This window comes from Subtercola endophyticus, from assembly GCF_021044565.1.
GTDB classification, from domain to species: Bacteria; Actinomycetota; Actinomycetes; order Actinomycetales; family Microbacteriaceae; genus Subtercola; species Subtercola endophyticus.
Map to the genome: position 1 here is coordinate 2616888 of NZ_CP087997.1, position 17278 is coordinate 2634165.

A 17278-nucleotide genomic window follows, 5' to 3' on the forward strand; every position below is an offset into this window, starting at 1 on the left:
CGCTCGGCTCAGACCGCGCGCACCTCGTCGGTGGCCGTCACGAGCTCCTCGTGGATGCGGCGCAGATCTTCGAGCAGAAAGCCCAGCAGCACCCAATGCTCCGAGCGGGGAACCGCGATGCTCAGCGGCGCGGTCAGGGCCGGCAGTTCATCCGTCACCGGATCGGGTTCAGTGCCGGGCAGGTCGGCGTTCAGGATGACCAGTCGCAGGTCATGAGCGGCGCGCGTCAGCTCCGACACGATCTCGCCCACAATCGGCTCGGCCAGCAGATCGTCGTCGTAGTGGTCGACCACGCCGCGCGCCATGCCCGCCACCCGAGTGACGAGAATCGTGAGCATGGCCAGCAGCTGCCCGTCGCGCTCCAGCAGTTCACGGTGCACCGAGCGGCGGGGGTTGTATCTCAGGCTCTCCTCGCCCGCGGCGAGCGCCGCCGCAGCCTTCGCGCGCATCGGAGTGAGCAGCCTCGCCTCGACCAGCATGCCGGTGCGATCGGCGGCGGTCGACGGCGTGCTGAGCACGCGCGCCATGGTCTCGAGGATGTTCGCGACCTCGTTTCCGAGTGCTGCGACCCCTTCGTGCACCGGCTGAAGGGCCACAGGGGGAACAATCAGCAGGTTCACAGCAACACCGATGAGTGCGCCGATGACCGTCTCGATGATGCGGTCGAAGGCGTAGCCAGGCGTGGTCGATCCGAGAATCAGCACCAGCATGGCGCTGATCGGAATCTGCACCGATGAGGTCACGCCGAGCCTCAGCGCCCAGCCCAGAAACAGCGACAGCACGACGGCCAACAGAATCGCCCACGACGACTGACCGACGGTCACACCCACGATGTAGGCGAGAACGACACCGATGATCACGCCGATGCAGCGCTCGAGCGCCTTGCCTACCGACTGATTGAGACTCGGCTGCACGACGAGAATCGCCGCGATCACGGCGAACAGCGGGGTCGCGCCCTGCAGCAGAAGCACTCCGGCACCCCAGGCGAGAATGGCCGCGACACCCGTCTTCACGACCTGCAGAAACGGAATGCGCGACGAAGAGAGGATGAGCTTTGCGTATCGGTCAGGAGACAGGGCGGCCACGTTCATCCGTCGCCCCTTGACCCAGTTGGTGGCGTTCACACAACAACACTAGGAGCCTGTGCCGTATATTGGGGCAGTCCCAAAGAAAGGTAGCCCATTGCCTGGAGCTGTCGTTGTCATCCCCACCTACAACGAAAAAGAAACCATCACGGCGATCATCGACCGCGTTTTGGCATCCGACTCGAACGTACACATCCTGGTGGTCGACGACGGCTCGCCTGACGGCACGGGCCGCATCGTCGATGGTATCGCCGCGTCGAACGACCGCGTCAACATCATGCACCGCACCGAGAAGAACGGCCTCGGCACCGCGTACGTGAACGGGTTCGGCTGGGCGCTCGAGCAGGGCTACGACTACATCATCGAGATGGATGCCGACGGCTCGCACCAGCCCGAGGAGTTGTCGCGCCTGCTGCTGTTGCTCGACAACGGGGCGAACCTGGCCATCGGCGCGCGCTGGATTCCCGGCGGCAAGACCGAGAACTGGCCGTGGTACCGCAAGCTCATCTCCCGCTCGGGAACCACCTACGCCCGCATCATGCTCTCGTCGAAGCTGCACGACATCACGTCGGGCTACCGCGGATTCAGCGCCGACACCCTGCGCGCCCTCGACCTCTCCAAGCTCGACTCGGCCGGCTACTGCTTCCAGATCGAGCTCGCCTGGCTCGTCGAGCGCTCGGGCGGCATCGTGCGGGAGTTTCCGATCACGTTCGTCGAGCGCATCGAGGGCCACTCCAAGATGACGACGGGCATCGTGGTCGAGGCCCTCTCCAAGGTCACCACCTGGGGCGTTGCTTCCCGCCTCGGCCGCATCCCCAAGTCGCAGCCGCTCGCGGTGAAGTAGCGCCCATTGGCGCGCCGCCGCTCCTGGGCCCACGCCGGCTAAAGGCTCCGCACGCCGCTTGCGGCGTGTGGAGAGGCCGGTGGGGACGGCGCACCGTGCGACTGGATGCTCGTTCCCGAGTTTCGGCCGCTACCAACACAGAACGCGACGAGCGCGGTCGCCGCGTTCCGCCGACCTCGATTGGTTTGCCGCCGCCTCTGGGCCCACGCCGGCTAAAGGCTCCGCACGCCGCTTGCGGCGTGTGGAGAGGCCGGTGGGGACGGCGCACCGTGCGACTGGATGCTCGTTCCCGAGTTTCGGCCGCTACCAACACAGAACGCGACGAGCGCGGTCGCCGCGTTCCGCCGACCTCGATTGGCGCGCCGCCACTTGCTCGTGCCCCGGTGACCGCGACATTTCCGGACGAGAGCGACCGCCGCGCCAGTCGCTCTCGTCCGCAAACGTCGCGGTGGCTCGGTGCGGGCGAGACAGCGTCGGCGTACAGCCACGGGATCCTCCATCCACGCCCGCTGCCGCTCTCGCCACCGCCGCGAGCTCGTTCGCAGACGAGAGAAGCCCCTCCGGACGAGAGAAGCAGTAGCAACTTCTTCTCTCGTCCTCTGCGCCCTCTCTCGAGTGCACCGCGGAGGCCGCCCAGCGCCGCAGGGGCGGCGGCGCGCCACGTGTATGGCCAGCGGGGGCGGCGGCGTGTACGTCGCCCCCGCGTCTCCGCGGCACTAAGAACATGCTGTGAAACAAATCGCAGCATTGGCCGCAGGGGCGGCGGCCAATATAAACTAGCAACGTGCTCCGGGGTCGGTGAGAATCCGAACCGGCGGTTATAGTCCGCGAACTGAGGGCTGCACGCGTCGCGTGGAGTTTCGAGGTTGATCTGGTGTGATTCCAGAACCGACGGTCATGAGGGCGTTTACGCGCCTTCAGTAGTCCGGATGGGAGGTGCACACGTACCGTGTGGGTTCACCCCACCCGGTCGGGCGCAACGCGCATACCCGGAGTCGTCGATGACGAGGATTTCGGATGACCAGCGCCCGCACCACGAGCCCGAGCAGCATGCTCGCGGCCGGTGCTGTCTCGCGCCAGCTCCCGCTCCCGCTCCCGCACCTGGACCCGCCCGAGCTCCCGTCGCCCAGCCGTGCCGAAGACGTGCACAAGGCCGCGCACGTGCCGCCGGCCGTTCGCGCAGCCATGCAGCGCGCCATCGACCTGTCGCAGAACGGTCCCACGTGGGGCGGCAACCCCCAGGTCGGCTGCGTGCTGCTGTCGCCCGACGGCCGAACGCTCGCCGAAGGATGGCACCGCGGCGCCGGCACCCCGCACGCCGAGGTCGATGCGCTGTCGAAGCTGACCCGGGCATCCGGTTCCCCCGAACCCGCCGCCCCAAACACAACCACCAGAACCACCACCGCCCCACAACCCGCTCGCGGCGCCACCGCCGTCATCACTCTCGAACCCTGCAACCACACCGGCCGCACAGGCCCCTGCGCACAAGCCCTCATCGACGCGGGCATCGCCGAGGTGTACTTCGCCGTGGCAGACCCGGGCGCCGAGTCCAGCGGGGGCGCGAGCGCACTCAGAGCCGCCGGCGTGCGGGTGCACCAGGGGCTGCTCGCCGAGCAGGTGGAGCAGAGCATCCACCCCTGGCTCACCGCGATGCGCAACCGCCGCCCCTACGTCACGCTCAAGTGGGCCTCGAGCCTCGACGGCCGCACGGCAGCGGCCGACGGCACGAGTCAGTGGGTCACCGGGCCGGATGCCCGTTCCGACGTGCACACGCGCCGATCCGCCAGCGACGCCATCGTGGTCGCGACCGGCACCCTCGAAGCAGACGATCCCAGCCTGACCGCCCGTGACCGCGCCGGAGCCCTGCTCGCCCACCAGCCGGTTGCGGTGGTGGTGGGGCGACGAGGAATCCGTTCGGGCGCACGCCTGCACGAGCATCCGTTGCCCGTACTCGAGTACCGCACCCGCGACGTGCACGCCGTGCTCGGCGACCTCTTCGCCCGCGGCATACGATCGGCTTTCGTCGAGGGCGGCCCGTCGCTCGCGAGCGCGCTGCTCTCCGAGGGGCTCGTCGACGAGCTCGTCATCTACCTGGCACCGATGCTGCTCGGCGGGCCGCACAAGGCCCTCACCGACCTAGGTATCGCGTCGATGAGGGATGCCCAGCACCTCGACATCGCCTCGATCGACCTGCTCGGCCCCGACCTGCGCATCGTGGCTCGCCCGCGCTCTCGCCCCGCGGCGGCCCAGAACGGCCCGCCCGTGGCCGCCCGAGCTGAAACCCCGCGCCCCGCTACCCACCCGACCCCCGCACCCCCGAAGGAGCCTTGAGATGTTCACCGGAATCATTGAAGAAGTCGGCGAGGTCACTGCCCTCACGCAGAGCGCCGACGTCATTCGGCTCTCGGTGCTCGCACCCCTGGCGGTCGTCGGCACGAAGCACGGCGACTCCATCTCGGTCAACGGCGTGTGTCTGACCGTGGTCGATCAGTCGCCCGAAGGATTCACCGTCGACGTCATGCAGCAGACCCTCGACATGAGCACGATCGGCTCGCTGCAGCCCGGCGACCGGGCCAATCTCGAGCGCGCGGCGATGGTGGGCGACCGCATCGGCGGACACATCGTGCAGGGCCACGTCGACGGAACCAGTACAGTGCTCGCGGTGAGCCCCGGCGAGGCGTGGAGCGTTCTGCGCTTCAGCCTCAGCGACGACCTCGCGCCGCTCGTCGTCGACCAGGGTTCGATCGCGGTGGCGGGGGTGTCGCTGACGGTATCTGCCGCGAGCCACATCGACGTCGACGGCGGGCACGGGCATCCGGATGCCTCGCGCGGCACCGCGGCGAACGACACTGCCGAGACTGCCGCACCCGACATCGCCGCACCCGGCGAACACTGGTTCGAAGTCTCGCTCATCCCCGAGACCCTCGCCGCGACGACCCTCGGCAGCCTCGCTGTCGGCGACGTCGTCAACATCGAAACCGACATTCTGGCCCGCCACGTCGAACGACTGCTGTCGTTCCGCGGCTCCTCTAACACCCCTGCACAAAGTGAAACCCCTGCACAAAGGACGAACTAATGGCCCTCACACCCATGCCCGAGGTACTCGCTGCGCTGCGCGCCGGAAAGCCGGTGATCGTGGCCGACGACGAGACCCGCGAGAACGAGGGCGACGCCATTCTGGCGGCCGAACTCGCCACCCCCGAATGGATCGCCTGGATGGTGCGCAACACCTCCGGCTTTCTCTGCGCCCCCATGACTCCTCCGCGCGCCGCCGCCCTCGGCCTGCCGCCGATGGTCGAGCGCAACGAAGACTCCCTGCGCACGGCGTACACGATCACGGTCGACGCCTCGGAGGGCGTGACCACCGGCATCAGCGCCGCCGACCGGGCGCACACCCTGCGCAGCCTCGCCGACCCGGCCTCGACGCCGGCTAGCTTCATCCGGCCCGGGCACGTGCTGCCCGTCGTCGCCGTCGAAGGCGGGGTGCGGCGCCGTGGAGGCCACACCGAGGCCACCACCGACCTGCTTACTCTCGCCGGCCTCACCCCTGTCGGAGTCATCGGCGAGATCGTGCTCGACAACGGTTCCATGGCCCGGATGCCCGATCTCATCGCTCTGGGCGAGCGTGACGGTCTGCCGGTAACCACTATCGCGGCCTTGATCGTGTGGCTCGATGCCGCTGACGAGGCTGCCCGCGTGCCTTCGGCGGCACCGGACGCTGCCGCAGCCTCCCCCGCCGCCACCGCACCGTCGGCAGCAGCGCTCCAGCCTTCCGTGGCCCCCACCCCCGCCGCTGCCGCACCGGCCGAGACAGCCACCACCGCGGCCTCAGCAGCTGCCAGCAACCCCGCCGCGGCCGCCACCGGCGCCCCCAGTGCGCTGCCGGGCATCGCCGACCGGGTGCAGTTTCAGGTCGAGACCGTCGTGCCGACCATCCACGGCGCCTTTCGCTTTCGCGCCTACCACGACCTCGTCACCGGAGCCGATCACCTCGCGGTGATCTCGGGAACCCCGCCCACCGCCGATGCCCTCGTGCGCGTGCACTCGGAGTGCCTGACCGGGGAGGCCTTCGGATCGCTCAAGTGCGAATGCGGCCCGCAGCTCGACGCCTCGCTCGACCTCATCGCCCGGCACGGCGGCGTCGTCGTGTACCTGCGCGGGCAGGAGGGGCGCGGCATCGGCCTCATCAACAAGCTGCGCGCCTATCGTCTGCAAGAAGACGGCCTCGACACCCTCGATGCGAATCTTGCCCTCGGGCTCGCGGTCGACTCGCGCGATTACACTGCGGCGGCCGCGATACTCGTTGACCTCGGCATCGAGTCCGTGCGCCTGCTCACCAACAACCCCGACAAGGTCAGCCAGCTCGAGGCGCACGGCATCGCCGTCACAAAGCGCGAGCCGCTCATCGTCGGGCACACCGAGGCGAATGCCGCCTACCTCGAGACGAAGCGCGACCGCATGGGGCACCTCTTTCCCGTGAACGCCGGCTGACACCCTCCTCCCCTACCCACCCCACAACCGAAAGGCCCACCATGAGCGGCGCCGGATCACCCTCCACCTCCTCCTCAGCAGGCACCCCCCTCGACGGCTCCGGACTGAAGGTCACCATCGTGGCCGGCCGCTGGCACGACGAGATCACCAACGGCCTGCTCGCGGGCGCACACCGCGTGCTCGCCGAAGCGAACGTCGCCGTCACCGAGATCCGAGTACCCGGAAGCTTCGAGTTGCCCGTGGTGAGCCGCGCAGCGCTCGAGGCAGGGGCCGACGCCGTTGTGGCGCTCGGCGTGATCATCCGCGGCGGCACGCCCCACTTCGAATACGTGTCGGATGCCGCGACCAGCGGCCTCACTCAGGTCAGCGTGCTGACGGGCAAGCCCGTCGGATTCGGCGTCTTGACCCTCGACGACGAGGCGCAGGGGCTCGATCGCGCCGGACTCCCAGGATCGCGCGAAGACAAGGGCGCCGAGGCGGCAGAGGCGGCGGTTGCCACCGCACTCGCACTGCGCGCGCTTCGGAGCGGGCATCCACTCGCCCCCTGAGGGCCCCGGCGAGCGATATGAGGAGTAAGTTGTCGGTGGGGCCACACGCCCACACCGTCACATCGTGGTTGACCATGCGCCCGATCGACGCTCTCACCGCACCTGTGCTCTTGCACCCGTTCGCCTTCTTCATTGCCGAAAGCCGTCATGTCTTCGCCCACTCTCACCTCTGCACCCGCCCCCGTGAACACGCGCTCTCGCGTCGTTCTGGCCAGCCTCATCGGCACTTCGATCGAGTTCTACGACTTCTACGTCTACGCCACCGCCGCGGTGCTGGTGTTCCCGAAGCTGTTCTTTCCCACCACCGACCCGAGCGTGGGCCTGCTCACCTCGTTCGCCGTGTTCGGCGTGGCCTTCGTCGCCCGGCCCATCGGCTCGATCATCTTCGGGCACTTCGGCGACCGCATCGGCCGCAAGAAGACGCTCGTCGCCTCGCTGCTCACCATGGGCATCGCGACCGTGCTCATCGGGTTCTTGCCCACTTACGGCAACATCGGCCTTTGGGCGCCGATTCTGCTGACCGTGCTGCGTTTCGCCCAGGGCCTCGGGCTCGGCGGTGAGTGGAGCGGCGCGGCGTTGCTTGCGACCGAGAACGCTCCGGCCGGCAAGCGCGCCATCTGGGGAACGTTCCCGCAGCTCGGGGCTCCGATCGGCTTCATCATCGCCAACGGCGTCTTTCTCTGGCTGAACCTGGCGATGTCGCCTGCCGACTTCGCCGCGTGGGGCTGGCGTGTGCCGTTCATCGCGAGCGCCGTGCTCGTGATCATCGGTCTGTACGTTCGGTTCCGCCTGGTCGAGACTCCGTCGTTCCAGCGTGTGCTCGACGCCGGCGACGTGGTCAAGCTGCCGCTGGCCCGCGTGTTCAAAACGAGCTGGCGCCCGCTCATCCTGGGCACCTTCATCATGCTCGCGACGTACACCTTGTTCTATCTGATGACCACGTTCACGCTGACCTACGGTACGACGGCATCGTCGGTCGCACAGGGTCAAGCCACGGCCTCGAAAGCCGGCACGACGTTCAACGCCACCGGATTCGTTCCGGGGCTCGGCTATAACCGCAACGACTTCTTGATCATGCTGATCATCGGCGTGGTGTTCTTCGGCATCTTCACCCTGGTCTCGGGCCCGCTGGCCGAGCGCTTCGGGCGCCGTCGCACGCTGATTCTCACCACCATCGGCATCATCGTCTTCGGACTGCTCTTCGTGCCGCTGTTCGGCGCCGGCGTGGTCGGAACCATGGCGCTGCTCATCATCGGGTTCACCCTGATGGGCCTGACGTTCGGTCCCATGGGAGCCGTTCTGCCGGAGCTGTTCCCGGCGAACGTGCGTTACACGGGTTCGGCGATCAGCTACAACTTCGCCTCGATTCTGGGTGCCGCGGTCGCGCCGTTCATCGCCGTCGCCCTCTGGACCGCCACCGGCGGCAGCACGATTCTCGTGGGTGTGTACCTGAGCATCATGGGGGCCATCACCCTCGTCGCGTTGATCATCAGCCGCGACACCGGCGACGTCGAGTACGAGACCAACCTCACCTGACGGATGCTCCCGGCAGGGTACGTCGGGGGCGAGAGTACTCCGTTCGATGTATTCTGTGCCGGGCATCCATCACGCCGTCAGCCGAACACGATAGAAAGTACTCATGACCACAGCACCTTCGTCAGCGCGTTCGGCACGCGGTTCGGGCAGCACACGCAGCGGGCGCAGTGGCGGCGCGAGCGGCACCGGCGGCGCGAGCGGCGGCGGGCGTTCGCGGGGGCGCGGGCGTGATACCGGGGGGCCTCGGGCGAAGTTCTCCGACCTGCTACCGTACCTCACTGAGCACAAGAAGGTGCTCGCGCTCGTCATCGTCTTGAGCCTCATCGGGGCGGCGGCGAGCCTTGCCCAGCCGCTGCTGGTCAGCCAGGTCATCACGCTCGTCGGCCAGGGCAGCAGCCTCAACGGGCTCGTCTGGCTGCTCGTGATCCTCGTGGTGGTCTCGGGTCTCATCAGTGGTTTTCAGCACTATCTGCTGCAGCGCACGGGCGAGGGCGTGGTCTTGTCGTCGCGCAGGCAGCTCGTGCGGCGGATGCTCCACCTTCCTATTCGCGAATTCGACACCCGGCGTACCGGCGACCTCGTGTCGCGGGTCGGCAGCGACACCACGCTGCTGCGAGCCGTGCTGACGCAAGGCTTTGTGGACTCCATCGGCGGGGCGTTCGTCTTTGTCGGAGCGCTCGTCGCCATGGCCATCATCGACCCCGTGCTGCTCGGGCTGACGGTGCTGGTGGTGGGTCTCTCGGTGGTGGTCGTCGTGCTGCTCTCGGGGCGCATCCGTACCGCGAGCCGGCAGGCCCAGGAGAAGGTCGGCGACCTGGCGGCGAGCGTCGAACGGGCGCTGAGCGCGGTTCGCACGGTTCGCGCCGCAAACGCGACCGATCGCGAGATCGCCGAGGTCGAGAAAGACGCCGAGGGCGCCTATCGCATGGGCCTCCAGGTTGCGCGCATCTCGGCGCTCGTCGTTCCGGTGTCGGGCATCGCCCTGCAGGTGGCGCTGCTCACGGTCATCGGAGTGGGTGGTTACCGGGTGGCGAGCGGGGCGATCACCATCGCGTCGCTCATCTCGTTCATTCTCTTTCTGTTCATGATGATCATGCCGCTCGGCCAGGCTTTCGGCGCCTTCACCTCGGTGAACGCGGCGCTGGGCGCGCTCGGGCGCATCCAGGAGATCATCAAGCTGCCGAGCGAAGGCGAGAACGACCCGGTGGCTCCTGCAGGTTCTCTGGGCGGCTTTGCGGTCGGCGATGCGTCGATCGCGGTGCAGTTCGTCGGGGTGCAGTTCGCGTACGCAACGACGGGTGCCTCCGCAGTGCCGGCGACGAATGTCGCGGCTGGCGCGCGTGTGGCGGCTGGCGCGGATGTCGCGGCTCAACGTGAGGCGGCAGAAGCCGATCCTCTGGCACTGCTAGAGGCAACGCTCGACGGCGAGGCACTCGACGAGCTCGCGGGCGGGTTGAGCCGCGAGGGCGCGTTCGAGGGGTCGGCGGCCAGCTACCTCGCGCGCCCGCAGCCGGCTCGCGATGACACGGCCGACACGGCTGATGCGTTCGGCGCTGAGCAGCCGGGCATCCTGAGCCCCACGGTGCTACGTGGGGTGAGCTTCAGTGTGCCGCGCGGCAAACGCGTCGCACTGGTGGGCCCGTCGGGCGCCGGCAAGAGCACCATTCTCGCCCTCATCGAGCGCTTCTACGACCCGACCGCGGGCGCGATTCTGGTGGGCGGCGTCGACATCAGACAGCTCGACCGACGCGCGCTGCGTTCACAGATCGGTTACGTCGAGCAAGACGCGCCCGTGCTGGCCGGCAGCATCCGTTCGAACCTGTTGCTGGCCTCGCCAGAAGCGACCGACGCCGAATGCGTCGAGGTGCTGCGCGCGGTCAACCTGCTCGAGGTGCTCGAGCGTTCGCCTCAGGGTCTGGATGCCCAGGTGGGCGAAGAGGGCGTCATGCTGTCAGGCGGCGAACGCCAGCGCCTCGCAATCGCCAGGGCGTTGCTCGTGGCACCGCCCATTCTGCTGCTCGACGAGTCGACCTCGAGCCTCGACGGACTCAACGAGCAGATGCTGCGCGAGGCCATCGACGCTGTCGCCGAGAACCGCACGCTGATCGTCATCGCCCACCGGCTGTCGACCGTCGTCGACTCCGACCAGATCGTCGTGCTCGACCACGGCAGCGTGGTCGGCGTCGGCACTCACTCCGAACTCGTCGAGACGACGCCGCTCTACCGCGAGCTCGCCAAGCGCCAGCTGCTCGTCTGACGACACCTGAGCCCATTCCGCCGCTCTACCCCGAGGTCGCCAACCGCCAGCTGCTCGCCTGACGCCCCCTGAGCCCGCTCCACCGCGAGCTCGCCAAGCGCCAGCTTCTCGTCTGACGACACCTGGGCCCATTCCGCCGCTCTGCCCCGAGCTCGCCAAACGCCAGCTGCTCGCCTGGCGCGAACTGAGCCCGTTGTGCCGAATTGAGCCACCTCTAGCGGGCTCAATTCGGCACAACGGGCTCAATTTGGCGTAACGGGCTCAGTTCGCGCCACCGGGCGGGCGTGCGGGGGCGCGTGCGGGGGCCGCTCTAGCGCTGCTCAGCGAGACGGTGGGGCGTGGGCGCTACTGCTGCGCGAGCTGGTACTGCAGCTCGGCGGCGCGCAGCGTGTTGCTGAGCAGCATGGCGATCGTCATCGGCCCCACCCCGCCCGGAACGGGTGTGATCAACCCGGCCACCTCAGAGACCCCGGCAAAGTCGACATCGCCGCTCAGCCCCTCGGGCCCGCGGTGAATGCCGACGTCGATCACGGTCGCCCCCGGCTTCACGAAATCGGCGGTCACGAGACCTTTCACACCCACCGCGGCCACGATGACATCGGCCGTGCGGCACACCGCCGCGAGATCGCGGGTTCTCGAGTGTGCGATGGTCACGGTGGCATTGCGGTTCACGAGCAGCTGCGCCACGGGCCGGCCCACCAACTCCGAGCGCCCGATCACGACCACGTTCGCGCCCTCGAACGGCACATCGTACGCATCCAGTAGTTCGATGACACCAGAGGGCGTGCACGGGCGCAGCCCGGGCTTCTTCTGCGCAAGCAAGCCGACGCTCTGCGTCGTGAGCCCGTCGACATCTTTTTCGAAGGGAATCAGCTCGATCAACGGTGCGGGGTCGAGGTGCGCCGGAACCGGCAGCTGCAACAGGATGCCCGAGACCGCCGGGTCGGCCGCGAGTTCTCTGAGCAGCCTTTCGACGTCTGCCTGGCTGGTATCAGCGGGCAGGTGCTGGTGCAGATCGGCCATTCCCGCAGCAACCGAAGAGCGCCGTTTGCTCGCCACATACACTTCCGAAGCGGGATCTTCGCCGACCAGAACCGTTGCAAGCCCCGGCTGTATGCCTGTCTTGGCATGAAAGGCCGCGACTTCTTCTTTCAGGTTCTCGCGCACCCGCGCAGCTACGGCTCTGCCATCGATGATTGCCGCTGCCATGCTCATTCCTCCACATTTCTTGAGGCACTGCAGTTCTCCACAGATGCCGAGTACACCACTCGCTCCGTCACAGGATCGTGGTGGAGTTGCCCCATGTCATCACGCGATCTTCACAGTGCCATTTCACCGCACGAGCCAGCACGCTGCGCTCGACCTCCGCGCCTCTGCGCTCCAGCTCCCCCACATCGTCACGGTGGGTGACCCGCACGACATCTTGCTCGATGATCGGGCCCTCGTCGAGGTTGGCGGTGGCGTAGTGCGCCGTCGCGCCGATGAGTTTCACACCGCGCTCTTTGGCGCGCAAGTACGGCCCTGCGCCGGCGAAGGCCGGCAGAAAGGAGTGGTGAATGTTGATGACCGGGCAGCCGACGTTCTGCAAGAAGTCGGCCGACAGAATCTGCATGTACCGCGCCATGACCACAAGATCGGCTTTGCCACGCAACAGTTCGAGTTGCTGCGCCTCGGCTTCGGCTTTGGTCGCCTTCGTCACCGGAATGTGCAGAAACGGAATGCCGAAGTTCGCGACTTCGTTCTCGAGGTCGGCATGATTAGAGATCACCATGGTCACGTCCATGTCGAGGTCGCCGCGCTTGTTGCGCCACAAGAGCTCGAGCAGGCAATGGTCGTACTTGGACACCATGATAACGACGCGCTTCGGCGACGCGACGTTCGTGAAGGTGAAGGTCATTCCGAAGCGGTCGCCGACCTGGGCGGCGAAGTCCCGTTCGAGGTCGGCGAGAGCATCGGCCAGCCCATCACGGTGAAAAACGGTGCGCTGAAAGAACTCACCGCCCTCAGAGTCGGTCGAGAACTGACCGAGTTCTACGATGTTCGCACCGTGCTCAGCGAGAAAACTCGCAACCGCAGCGACGATTCCCGGCTGGTCTGCACACTGAATCGTGAGTCGCCCGATGTCTTTCGCCCCGCCGGCCGTGGTACCACTCTCTGCAGTCACAGCCTCCGCTGCAGCCGACGGAACAGGTGTCACGACAGTTTCGGGCGCCATCGAGGGCACGCTCCTTTTCGAAAGATCAGAAAGTACCACGCTAACGGGTTCTTGCCGCCGTCGCGCACAGCGTCAGCGGCCCTCACTGCACGAGCGTCACGCCGACACCGCCCAGAGCGCTACTGCACTGGCTGCTGCCACGTTGAGCGAGTCGATTCCGTGGGCCATCGGAATGCTCACCACGGTGTCTGCTGCTGCGAGCGCCTCTGGCGTGAGTCCGTCGCCCTCGGCCCCGAGCACGAGTGCAAGCCGGTCTGGGCGGCGCCCCTCCGACGCGAAAGAGCGAAGCGAGACAGCGTCGTCAGCGAGGGCCAGGGCGGCGATGTGAAATCCTTCGCCGTGCAACTGCGGCGCCAAGATGCTCCAGTCTGCCGAGCGCGTCCACGGCACCTGCAGAACAGTTCCCATGCTCACGCGAATCGCCCGCCGGTAGAACGGGTCGGAGCATCGCGGTGTCACCAGCACCGCGTCGGCGCCGATCGCACCGACCGAACGAAAGATCGCACCGACGTTGGTCGGGTCGGCGACGTTCTCGAGCACAACGACGAGCCGAGCATCCCGAAGCAGCTCGACCGGCGAAACCAGCACCGGGCGGTTCATCGAGGCGATGATGCCCCGGTGCAGAATGTAGCCGGTCAACTCAGCAAGCAACTCGCCGGCGCCGACGAAGATCGGCACGGAGTCGGCCCACGGTCCGAGTGCCAGACGCGCGTCGTCGACCGAGGCGCCCAAGGCCAGCACCGAACGCGGCACATGACCGGCTCGCACCGCCCGTTCGAGCACCAGGGCCGACTCGGCCAGGTACAGACCGTGCTCAGACCCCTGCGCCTTGCGCAGCGCCACGTCGGTCTGATGGGAGTAGTCCCGCAACCGTGGGTCGTCGAGGGTGGTGACTCGAATGACGTTGTCGTCGGCGGCATCGGGTACACCGTTCGCTATGGGCACACCGTCAGCGAGCGGGGCACCGTCAGCGACGGGCACACTGTCAGCGAACGGCACACCGTCACCGACCGGCACACCGTCAGCGACGGGCACACCGTCAGCGAGCGGCATACCGGCGGAGTCGAACCCAACGGCTCCATCGGGCACTGTCACGCCAGACGCGTCAGGAGGCGTCGACATCGGCCGACGAGATCAGCAGCGCTCCGGCGTGCGCGAGTTCGGCGAGGGCGGCCTCGCTCGATGCTTCGCCCACGCCCGCCACCAGGTCGGTGAGCACACGAACCCGTCGACCGTGCTCGATGGCATCGAGAGCGGAGGCACGAACGCAGTAGTCGGTCGCGAGACCGGCGATGTCGATCTCGGTGACGGCGTGCTCATCGAGAAGCGCGTGCACGGTGCCGCCCTCTTCGGTCACGCCCTCGTAGATCGAGTAGGCCGGTTGCCCTTGGCCCTTTCGCACGTGAAAGTCGATGGCTTGCTCGGTCAAGTCATCGTGGTACTCGGCTCCGGGGGTACCGGCAACGCAGTGCACCGGCCAGGTCGTCACGAAATCGGGCTGCGCGTCGAGCGCAAAGTGGCCGCCGTTGTCGTTTTCGGCGTCATGCCAGTCGCGCGAGGCGATCACCAGGTCGTAGGCGTCGGGATGCTCGGCCAAGAGCCGTGAGATGCCCGCGGCTACCGCGGCTCCACCCTCGACCCCGAGTGCGCCGCCCTCGGTGAAGTCGTTCTGCACATCGATGATGAACAACGCCTTTTTCACCAGCGCCAACTCCTTGCTTCTCGCCCCCTCATTCTACGACCGCGGCGTTCTCCCCCGGCGGGCGTACTAATTGTTAGACAGCGCGTTTCCGCACTTGTAGATGCCGACGGTGAGGCTGTCGAGCGCCTCACGCCCGGCATCGATCGAGCTGTCGAGCGAGAAGAAGGCGAAGGTCAGCGTCGTGCCGTCTGCCGCGTGCACGACCCCCGCCAACGTGTTGGCAGTGTCGATCGAGCCGGTCTTGGCGATCACCTTGCCGTCGACCACCGAGTTGGCACCCGTGAAGCGGTACGACAGGGTTCCCGTCTGATCGGCGACCGGCAGACCGTCGAGAATCACTCCCAGATTGCCGACGCGGGCGTTGATCTTGTCGAACAGCGTCGTCAAGAACTTCGCAGAAACCGCGTCGTCGTTGCTGAGCCCCGATCCGTCGACGATGACGAGATTGCTGACGTCGAGACCGTAGTTGTCGTGCAAGGCCGAGGTGATGGCCGTCTGCAGCGACGCGAACGAACTACCGACTCCGAGTTTGATCGCCGTGAGCCGAGCGAGCATCTCAGCCTCGGTGTTGTCGGAGCGCAGAATCGCTTCCTGCACCATCGTCGACACCGGCGCGGACTGCACGGAACCCAGAGCGCTGGCGCCCGGTAGAGCAGTACCCGCGACGAGCTGAGCGCCGGAAGCGACCGAGCCCAGCGCACTCTGGAACGCCTGACCGGCCCGGCTCACCGGGTCCGAGCTGCGCGGCGAGGTATCGGCGGTCGGATTCGCCCGATCACCATCGACCATCAAGGCGGTCACCTCGGCGGTCGAGCCCTCGGTCTGCCCGATTCTGTCCCACGAAGACTGCCAGCTGTCGCCGCTGAACAGCGAACTGTCGAGCACGATCGTCGAGATCGGCACGCCGGCATTCGCCGGATCGGCCGCCCAAGCCGCCTTCACCTGACCCGCGAGATCGCCCATGGTGGCGGTGTTGTTGTAGATATTCGACGAACCGCTGGCGAGCGTAATGTCGCCTCCGCCGACCAGCACCACCGTTCCCGGGGCTGAGCCGGCGACGACCTTCGTGGTGACGCGATAGTCGGGGCCGAGCACCGCCAGCGCCGCCGACGAGGTGAGCACCTTCATGACGCTCGCGGTACGCGAGTAGGTGTCGCCGCTGCGATCGAACAGAATCTCGCCGGTATCGGCCTTACGAACCGTGCCCTGAAACGTAGCCAGACCAGCCGCGCTGGCCAGATCGTTCACCGAGCAGGTGCGCACGGTGCTCGCGCCGGCGGCCGATGTCGGCTGGGGCCGACGCGTCGGAACCGGCAGCGTCGAGATCGGGCCCAGGGTGGGGGTCGCCGAAGGCACCGCTGCGGTCGGCTGCTGCGCCGACGCGACCGCGGCTCCGGCGCCGACCGAGACCACCGCCAAAACGGCGAAAGCGACCCAGGCCACGGCGACCAGCCAGCCCCGGCGGGGGCGATGGTGCGCGGGGGCGTGGTCGGGCATCCGGTCAATTTACCATTCGAGGCTGAAGCCGCGGTCAGAGCGTGACGCCGCAGTCATCGGCGTCACTCCCCCGGGTAGACCAGCCCGATCTGGCGACGCACTTCGTCGAGGGTGCCCATGATTGCAAGCGACGCAGACGCGGGCATCAGGGGGCTTTCGCGCTCGCCCGCCGCGATCATCCGCTCGAATTCGAAGGCCTGGTACTCCATTCCACGGGAGACCACCGGATGCTCGTACCGCTCCAACACCGTGCCCGCCGAGTCGATGAGGCGGAACGTGGTCGGTGTGAACCAGACCGCATCGATATCGATGCGCGCCTCGGTTCCGATGATGGAAGCAACGTTCGGGCCAGCCGTATCGAGAGCGAACTGCGAAACCGACTGGGCGCCGCCCTCGTGCTCCATGATGACGGCCGTCTGCCGGTCGACTCCGGTCGCGGTCGGGCTCGACGAGGCGAGTATCCGCGTCGGCAGGCCGAGAAGATCGATCGCGAACGAGATCGGATAGATGCCGAGGTCGAGCAGCGCGCCGCCGCCGAGCTCAGGGTTATTGATGCGATGAGCCGGATCAGCCGAGAGCCGCTGATTGTGGTCGGCAGAGATCGTGCGCACCTCGCCGAGCGCGCCGGCAGCGATGAGCTCACGAATGCGCACCATGTGCGGCAAGAACCGGGTCCACATCGCCTCCATCACGGCGACGCCGTGCGCAGCCGCCTCGTCGACGATCAGCTGGGCCTCGCGCGCATTGACGGTGAACGCCTTCTCTATCAGAACGTGCTTGCCCGCGCGAATGGCCAAGAGCGCATTCTCGACGTGCATCGGATGCGGGGTCGCGACGTAGACCGCATCGACATCTGCATCGGCGACGAGGTCTTCGTAACTGCCGTGGGCGGTCGGCTCTCCGAACCGGCCCGCGAATTCTCGCGCGCCCTCAAGGGAGCGCGAGCCGACGGCACTCACGCGAAGTCCCGTCGCCAGCAGATCGCTTGTGAACTGCGACGCGATCCAGCCTGTGCCGAGAATCCCCCACCGAATGTCGCTCATCATGCTCCTTTGTCACCCTACGGTCGCCTCGACCATCTTGCCCTACACGCGCGTCAACGC

The 17278-nt window shown here is 67.3% G+C and carries 14 protein-coding genes and 1 riboswitch; of the genes, 7 read left to right on the forward strand and 7 right to left on the reverse strand.

All coding sequences use genetic code 11. From position 1 onward, the window contains the following. Window positions 1–8 precede the first annotated feature (8 nt). On the reverse strand, window positions 9–1124 hold the full coding sequence (locus LQ955_RS12155; protein WP_231024798.1) for an FUSC family protein: 1116 nt from the start codon (window positions 1122–1124) through the stop codon (window positions 9–11). A 58-nt stretch (window positions 1125–1182) separates the two neighbouring features. Here LQ955_RS12155 and LQ955_RS12160 point away from each other — a divergent pair, with 58 nt between their 5' ends. The 7 genes from LQ955_RS12160 (at window position 1183) to LQ955_RS12190 (ending at window position 10761) form a co-directional block, all read left to right on the forward strand. After that, window positions 1183–1929 (forward strand): polyprenol monophosphomannose synthase, encoded by a 747-nt coding sequence (locus tag LQ955_RS12160; protein ID WP_231024799.1) that lies wholly within the window; start codon window positions 1183–1185, stop codon window positions 1927–1929. Window positions 1930–2710: 781 nt separating this feature from the next. Next, window positions 2711–2874, forward strand: a riboswitch (FMN riboswitch). 240 nt (window positions 2875–3114) lie between these two features. After that, window positions 3115–4260 carry a bifunctional diaminohydroxyphosphoribosylaminopyrimidine deaminase/5-amino-6-(5-phosphoribosylamino)uracil reductase RibD gene (gene ribD / locus LQ955_RS12165; RefSeq protein WP_231028126.1) on the forward strand — a complete coding sequence of 382 codons (1146 nt, stop codon included), beginning with the start codon at window positions 3115–3117 and terminating at the stop codon, window positions 4258–4260. Window position 4261: 1 nt separating this feature from the next. Further along, on the forward strand, window positions 4262–5005 hold the full coding sequence (locus LQ955_RS12170; RefSeq protein WP_231024800.1) for a riboflavin synthase: 744 nt from the start codon (window positions 4262–4264) through the stop codon (window positions 5003–5005). Further along, window positions 5005–6420, forward strand: a complete 1416-nt coding sequence (gene ribA, locus LQ955_RS12175) for a GTP cyclohydrolase II (protein ID WP_231024801.1) — start codon at window positions 5005–5007, stop codon at window positions 6418–6420. The genes LQ955_RS12170 and ribA overlap by 1 nt, the downstream gene beginning before the upstream one ends. Before the next feature lie 41 nt (window positions 6421–6461). Further along, window positions 6462–6968 carry a 6,7-dimethyl-8-ribityllumazine synthase gene (ribH, locus tag LQ955_RS12180; protein WP_231024802.1) on the forward strand — a complete coding sequence of 169 codons (507 nt, stop codon included), beginning with the start codon at window positions 6462–6464 and terminating at the stop codon, window positions 6966–6968. Between the two features lie 147 nt (window positions 6969–7115). After that, window positions 7116–8504 carry an MFS transporter gene (locus LQ955_RS12185; RefSeq protein ID WP_231024803.1) on the forward strand — a complete coding sequence of 463 codons (1389 nt, stop codon included), beginning with the start codon at window positions 7116–7118 and terminating at the stop codon, window positions 8502–8504. Window positions 8505–8607: 103 nt separating this feature from the next. Then, window positions 8608–10761, forward strand: a complete 2154-nt coding sequence (locus LQ955_RS12190; RefSeq protein WP_231024804.1) for an ABC transporter ATP-binding protein — start codon at window positions 8608–8610, stop codon at window positions 10759–10761. A gap of 345 nt (window positions 10762–11106) precedes the next feature. Here LQ955_RS12190 and folD read toward each other — a convergent pair whose 3' ends face one another. From folD to LQ955_RS12220, 6 genes are all read right to left on the reverse strand, one after another. Beyond that, window positions 11107–11970, reverse strand: a complete 864-nt coding sequence (gene folD, locus LQ955_RS12195; RefSeq protein WP_231024805.1) for a bifunctional methylenetetrahydrofolate dehydrogenase/methenyltetrahydrofolate cyclohydrolase FolD — start codon at window positions 11968–11970, stop codon at window positions 11107–11109. A 67-nt stretch (window positions 11971–12037) separates the two neighbouring features. Next, on the reverse strand, window positions 12038–12976 hold the full coding sequence (purU, locus tag LQ955_RS12200) for a formyltetrahydrofolate deformylase (protein WP_231024806.1): 939 nt from the start codon (window positions 12974–12976) through the stop codon (window positions 12038–12040). Between the two features lie 96 nt (window positions 12977–13072). Continuing rightward, the gene (locus LQ955_RS12205) at window positions 13073–13915 is read right to left on the reverse strand and encodes a TrmH family RNA methyltransferase (protein WP_390623484.1); all 843 of its coding nucleotides are present in this window, start codon (window positions 13913–13915) and stop codon (window positions 13073–13075) included. A 166-nt stretch (window positions 13916–14081) separates the two neighbouring features. Further along, window positions 14082–14678 (reverse strand): isochorismatase family protein, encoded by a 597-nt coding sequence (locus tag LQ955_RS12210; RefSeq protein WP_231024807.1) that lies wholly within the window; start codon window positions 14676–14678, stop codon window positions 14082–14084. Between the two features lie 66 nt (window positions 14679–14744). Beyond that, window positions 14745–16175, reverse strand: coding sequence for a D-alanyl-D-alanine carboxypeptidase/D-alanyl-D-alanine endopeptidase (gene dacB / locus LQ955_RS12215; protein ID WP_231024808.1), 1431 nt, complete (start codon window positions 16173–16175; stop codon window positions 14745–14747). A gap of 62 nt (window positions 16176–16237) precedes the next feature. Then, on the reverse strand, window positions 16238–17218 hold the full coding sequence (locus LQ955_RS12220) for a Gfo/Idh/MocA family protein (protein WP_231028128.1): 981 nt from the start codon (window positions 17216–17218) through the stop codon (window positions 16238–16240). Window positions 17219–17278: the final 60 nt, after the last annotated feature.

What these genes read in the sequence shown, in the direction of transcription:
- ribD (WP_231028126.1), top strand. Translation starts at nt 3,115, where the DNA reads ATGCAGCGCGCCATCGACCTGTCGCAGAACGGTCCCACGTGGGGCGGC.
- LQ955_RS12170 (WP_231024800.1), top strand. Translation starts at nt 4,262, where the DNA reads ATGTTCACCGGAATCATTGAAGAAGTCGGCGAGGTCACTGCCCTCACG.
- ribA (WP_231024801.1), top strand. Translation starts at nt 5,005, where the DNA reads ATGGCCCTCACACCCATGCCCGAGGTACTCGCTGCGCTGCGCGCCGGA.
- ribH (WP_231024802.1), top strand. Translation starts at nt 6,462, where the DNA reads ATGAGCGGCGCCGGATCACCCTCCACCTCCTCCTCAGCAGGCACCCCC.
- LQ955_RS12185 (WP_231024803.1), top strand. Translation starts at nt 7,116, where the DNA reads ATGTCTTCGCCCACTCTCACCTCTGCACCCGCCCCCGTGAACACGCGC.
- LQ955_RS12190 (WP_231024804.1), top strand. Translation starts at nt 8,608, where the DNA reads ATGACCACAGCACCTTCGTCAGCGCGTTCGGCACGCGGTTCGGGCAGC.
- folD (WP_231024805.1), bottom strand. Translation starts at nt 11,970, where the DNA reads ATGGCAGCGGCAATCATCGATGGCAGAGCCGTAGCTGCGCGGGTGCGC.
- purU (WP_231024806.1), bottom strand. Translation starts at nt 12,976, where the DNA reads ATGGCGCCCGAAACTGTCGTGACACCTGTTCCGTCGGCTGCAGCGGAG.
- dacB (WP_231024808.1), bottom strand. Translation starts at nt 16,175, where the DNA reads ATGCCCGACCACGCCCCCGCGCACCATCGCCCCCGCCGGGGCTGGCTG.
- LQ955_RS12220 (WP_231028128.1), bottom strand. Translation starts at nt 17,218, where the DNA reads ATGAGCGACATTCGGTGGGGGATTCTCGGCACAGGCTGGATCGCGTCG.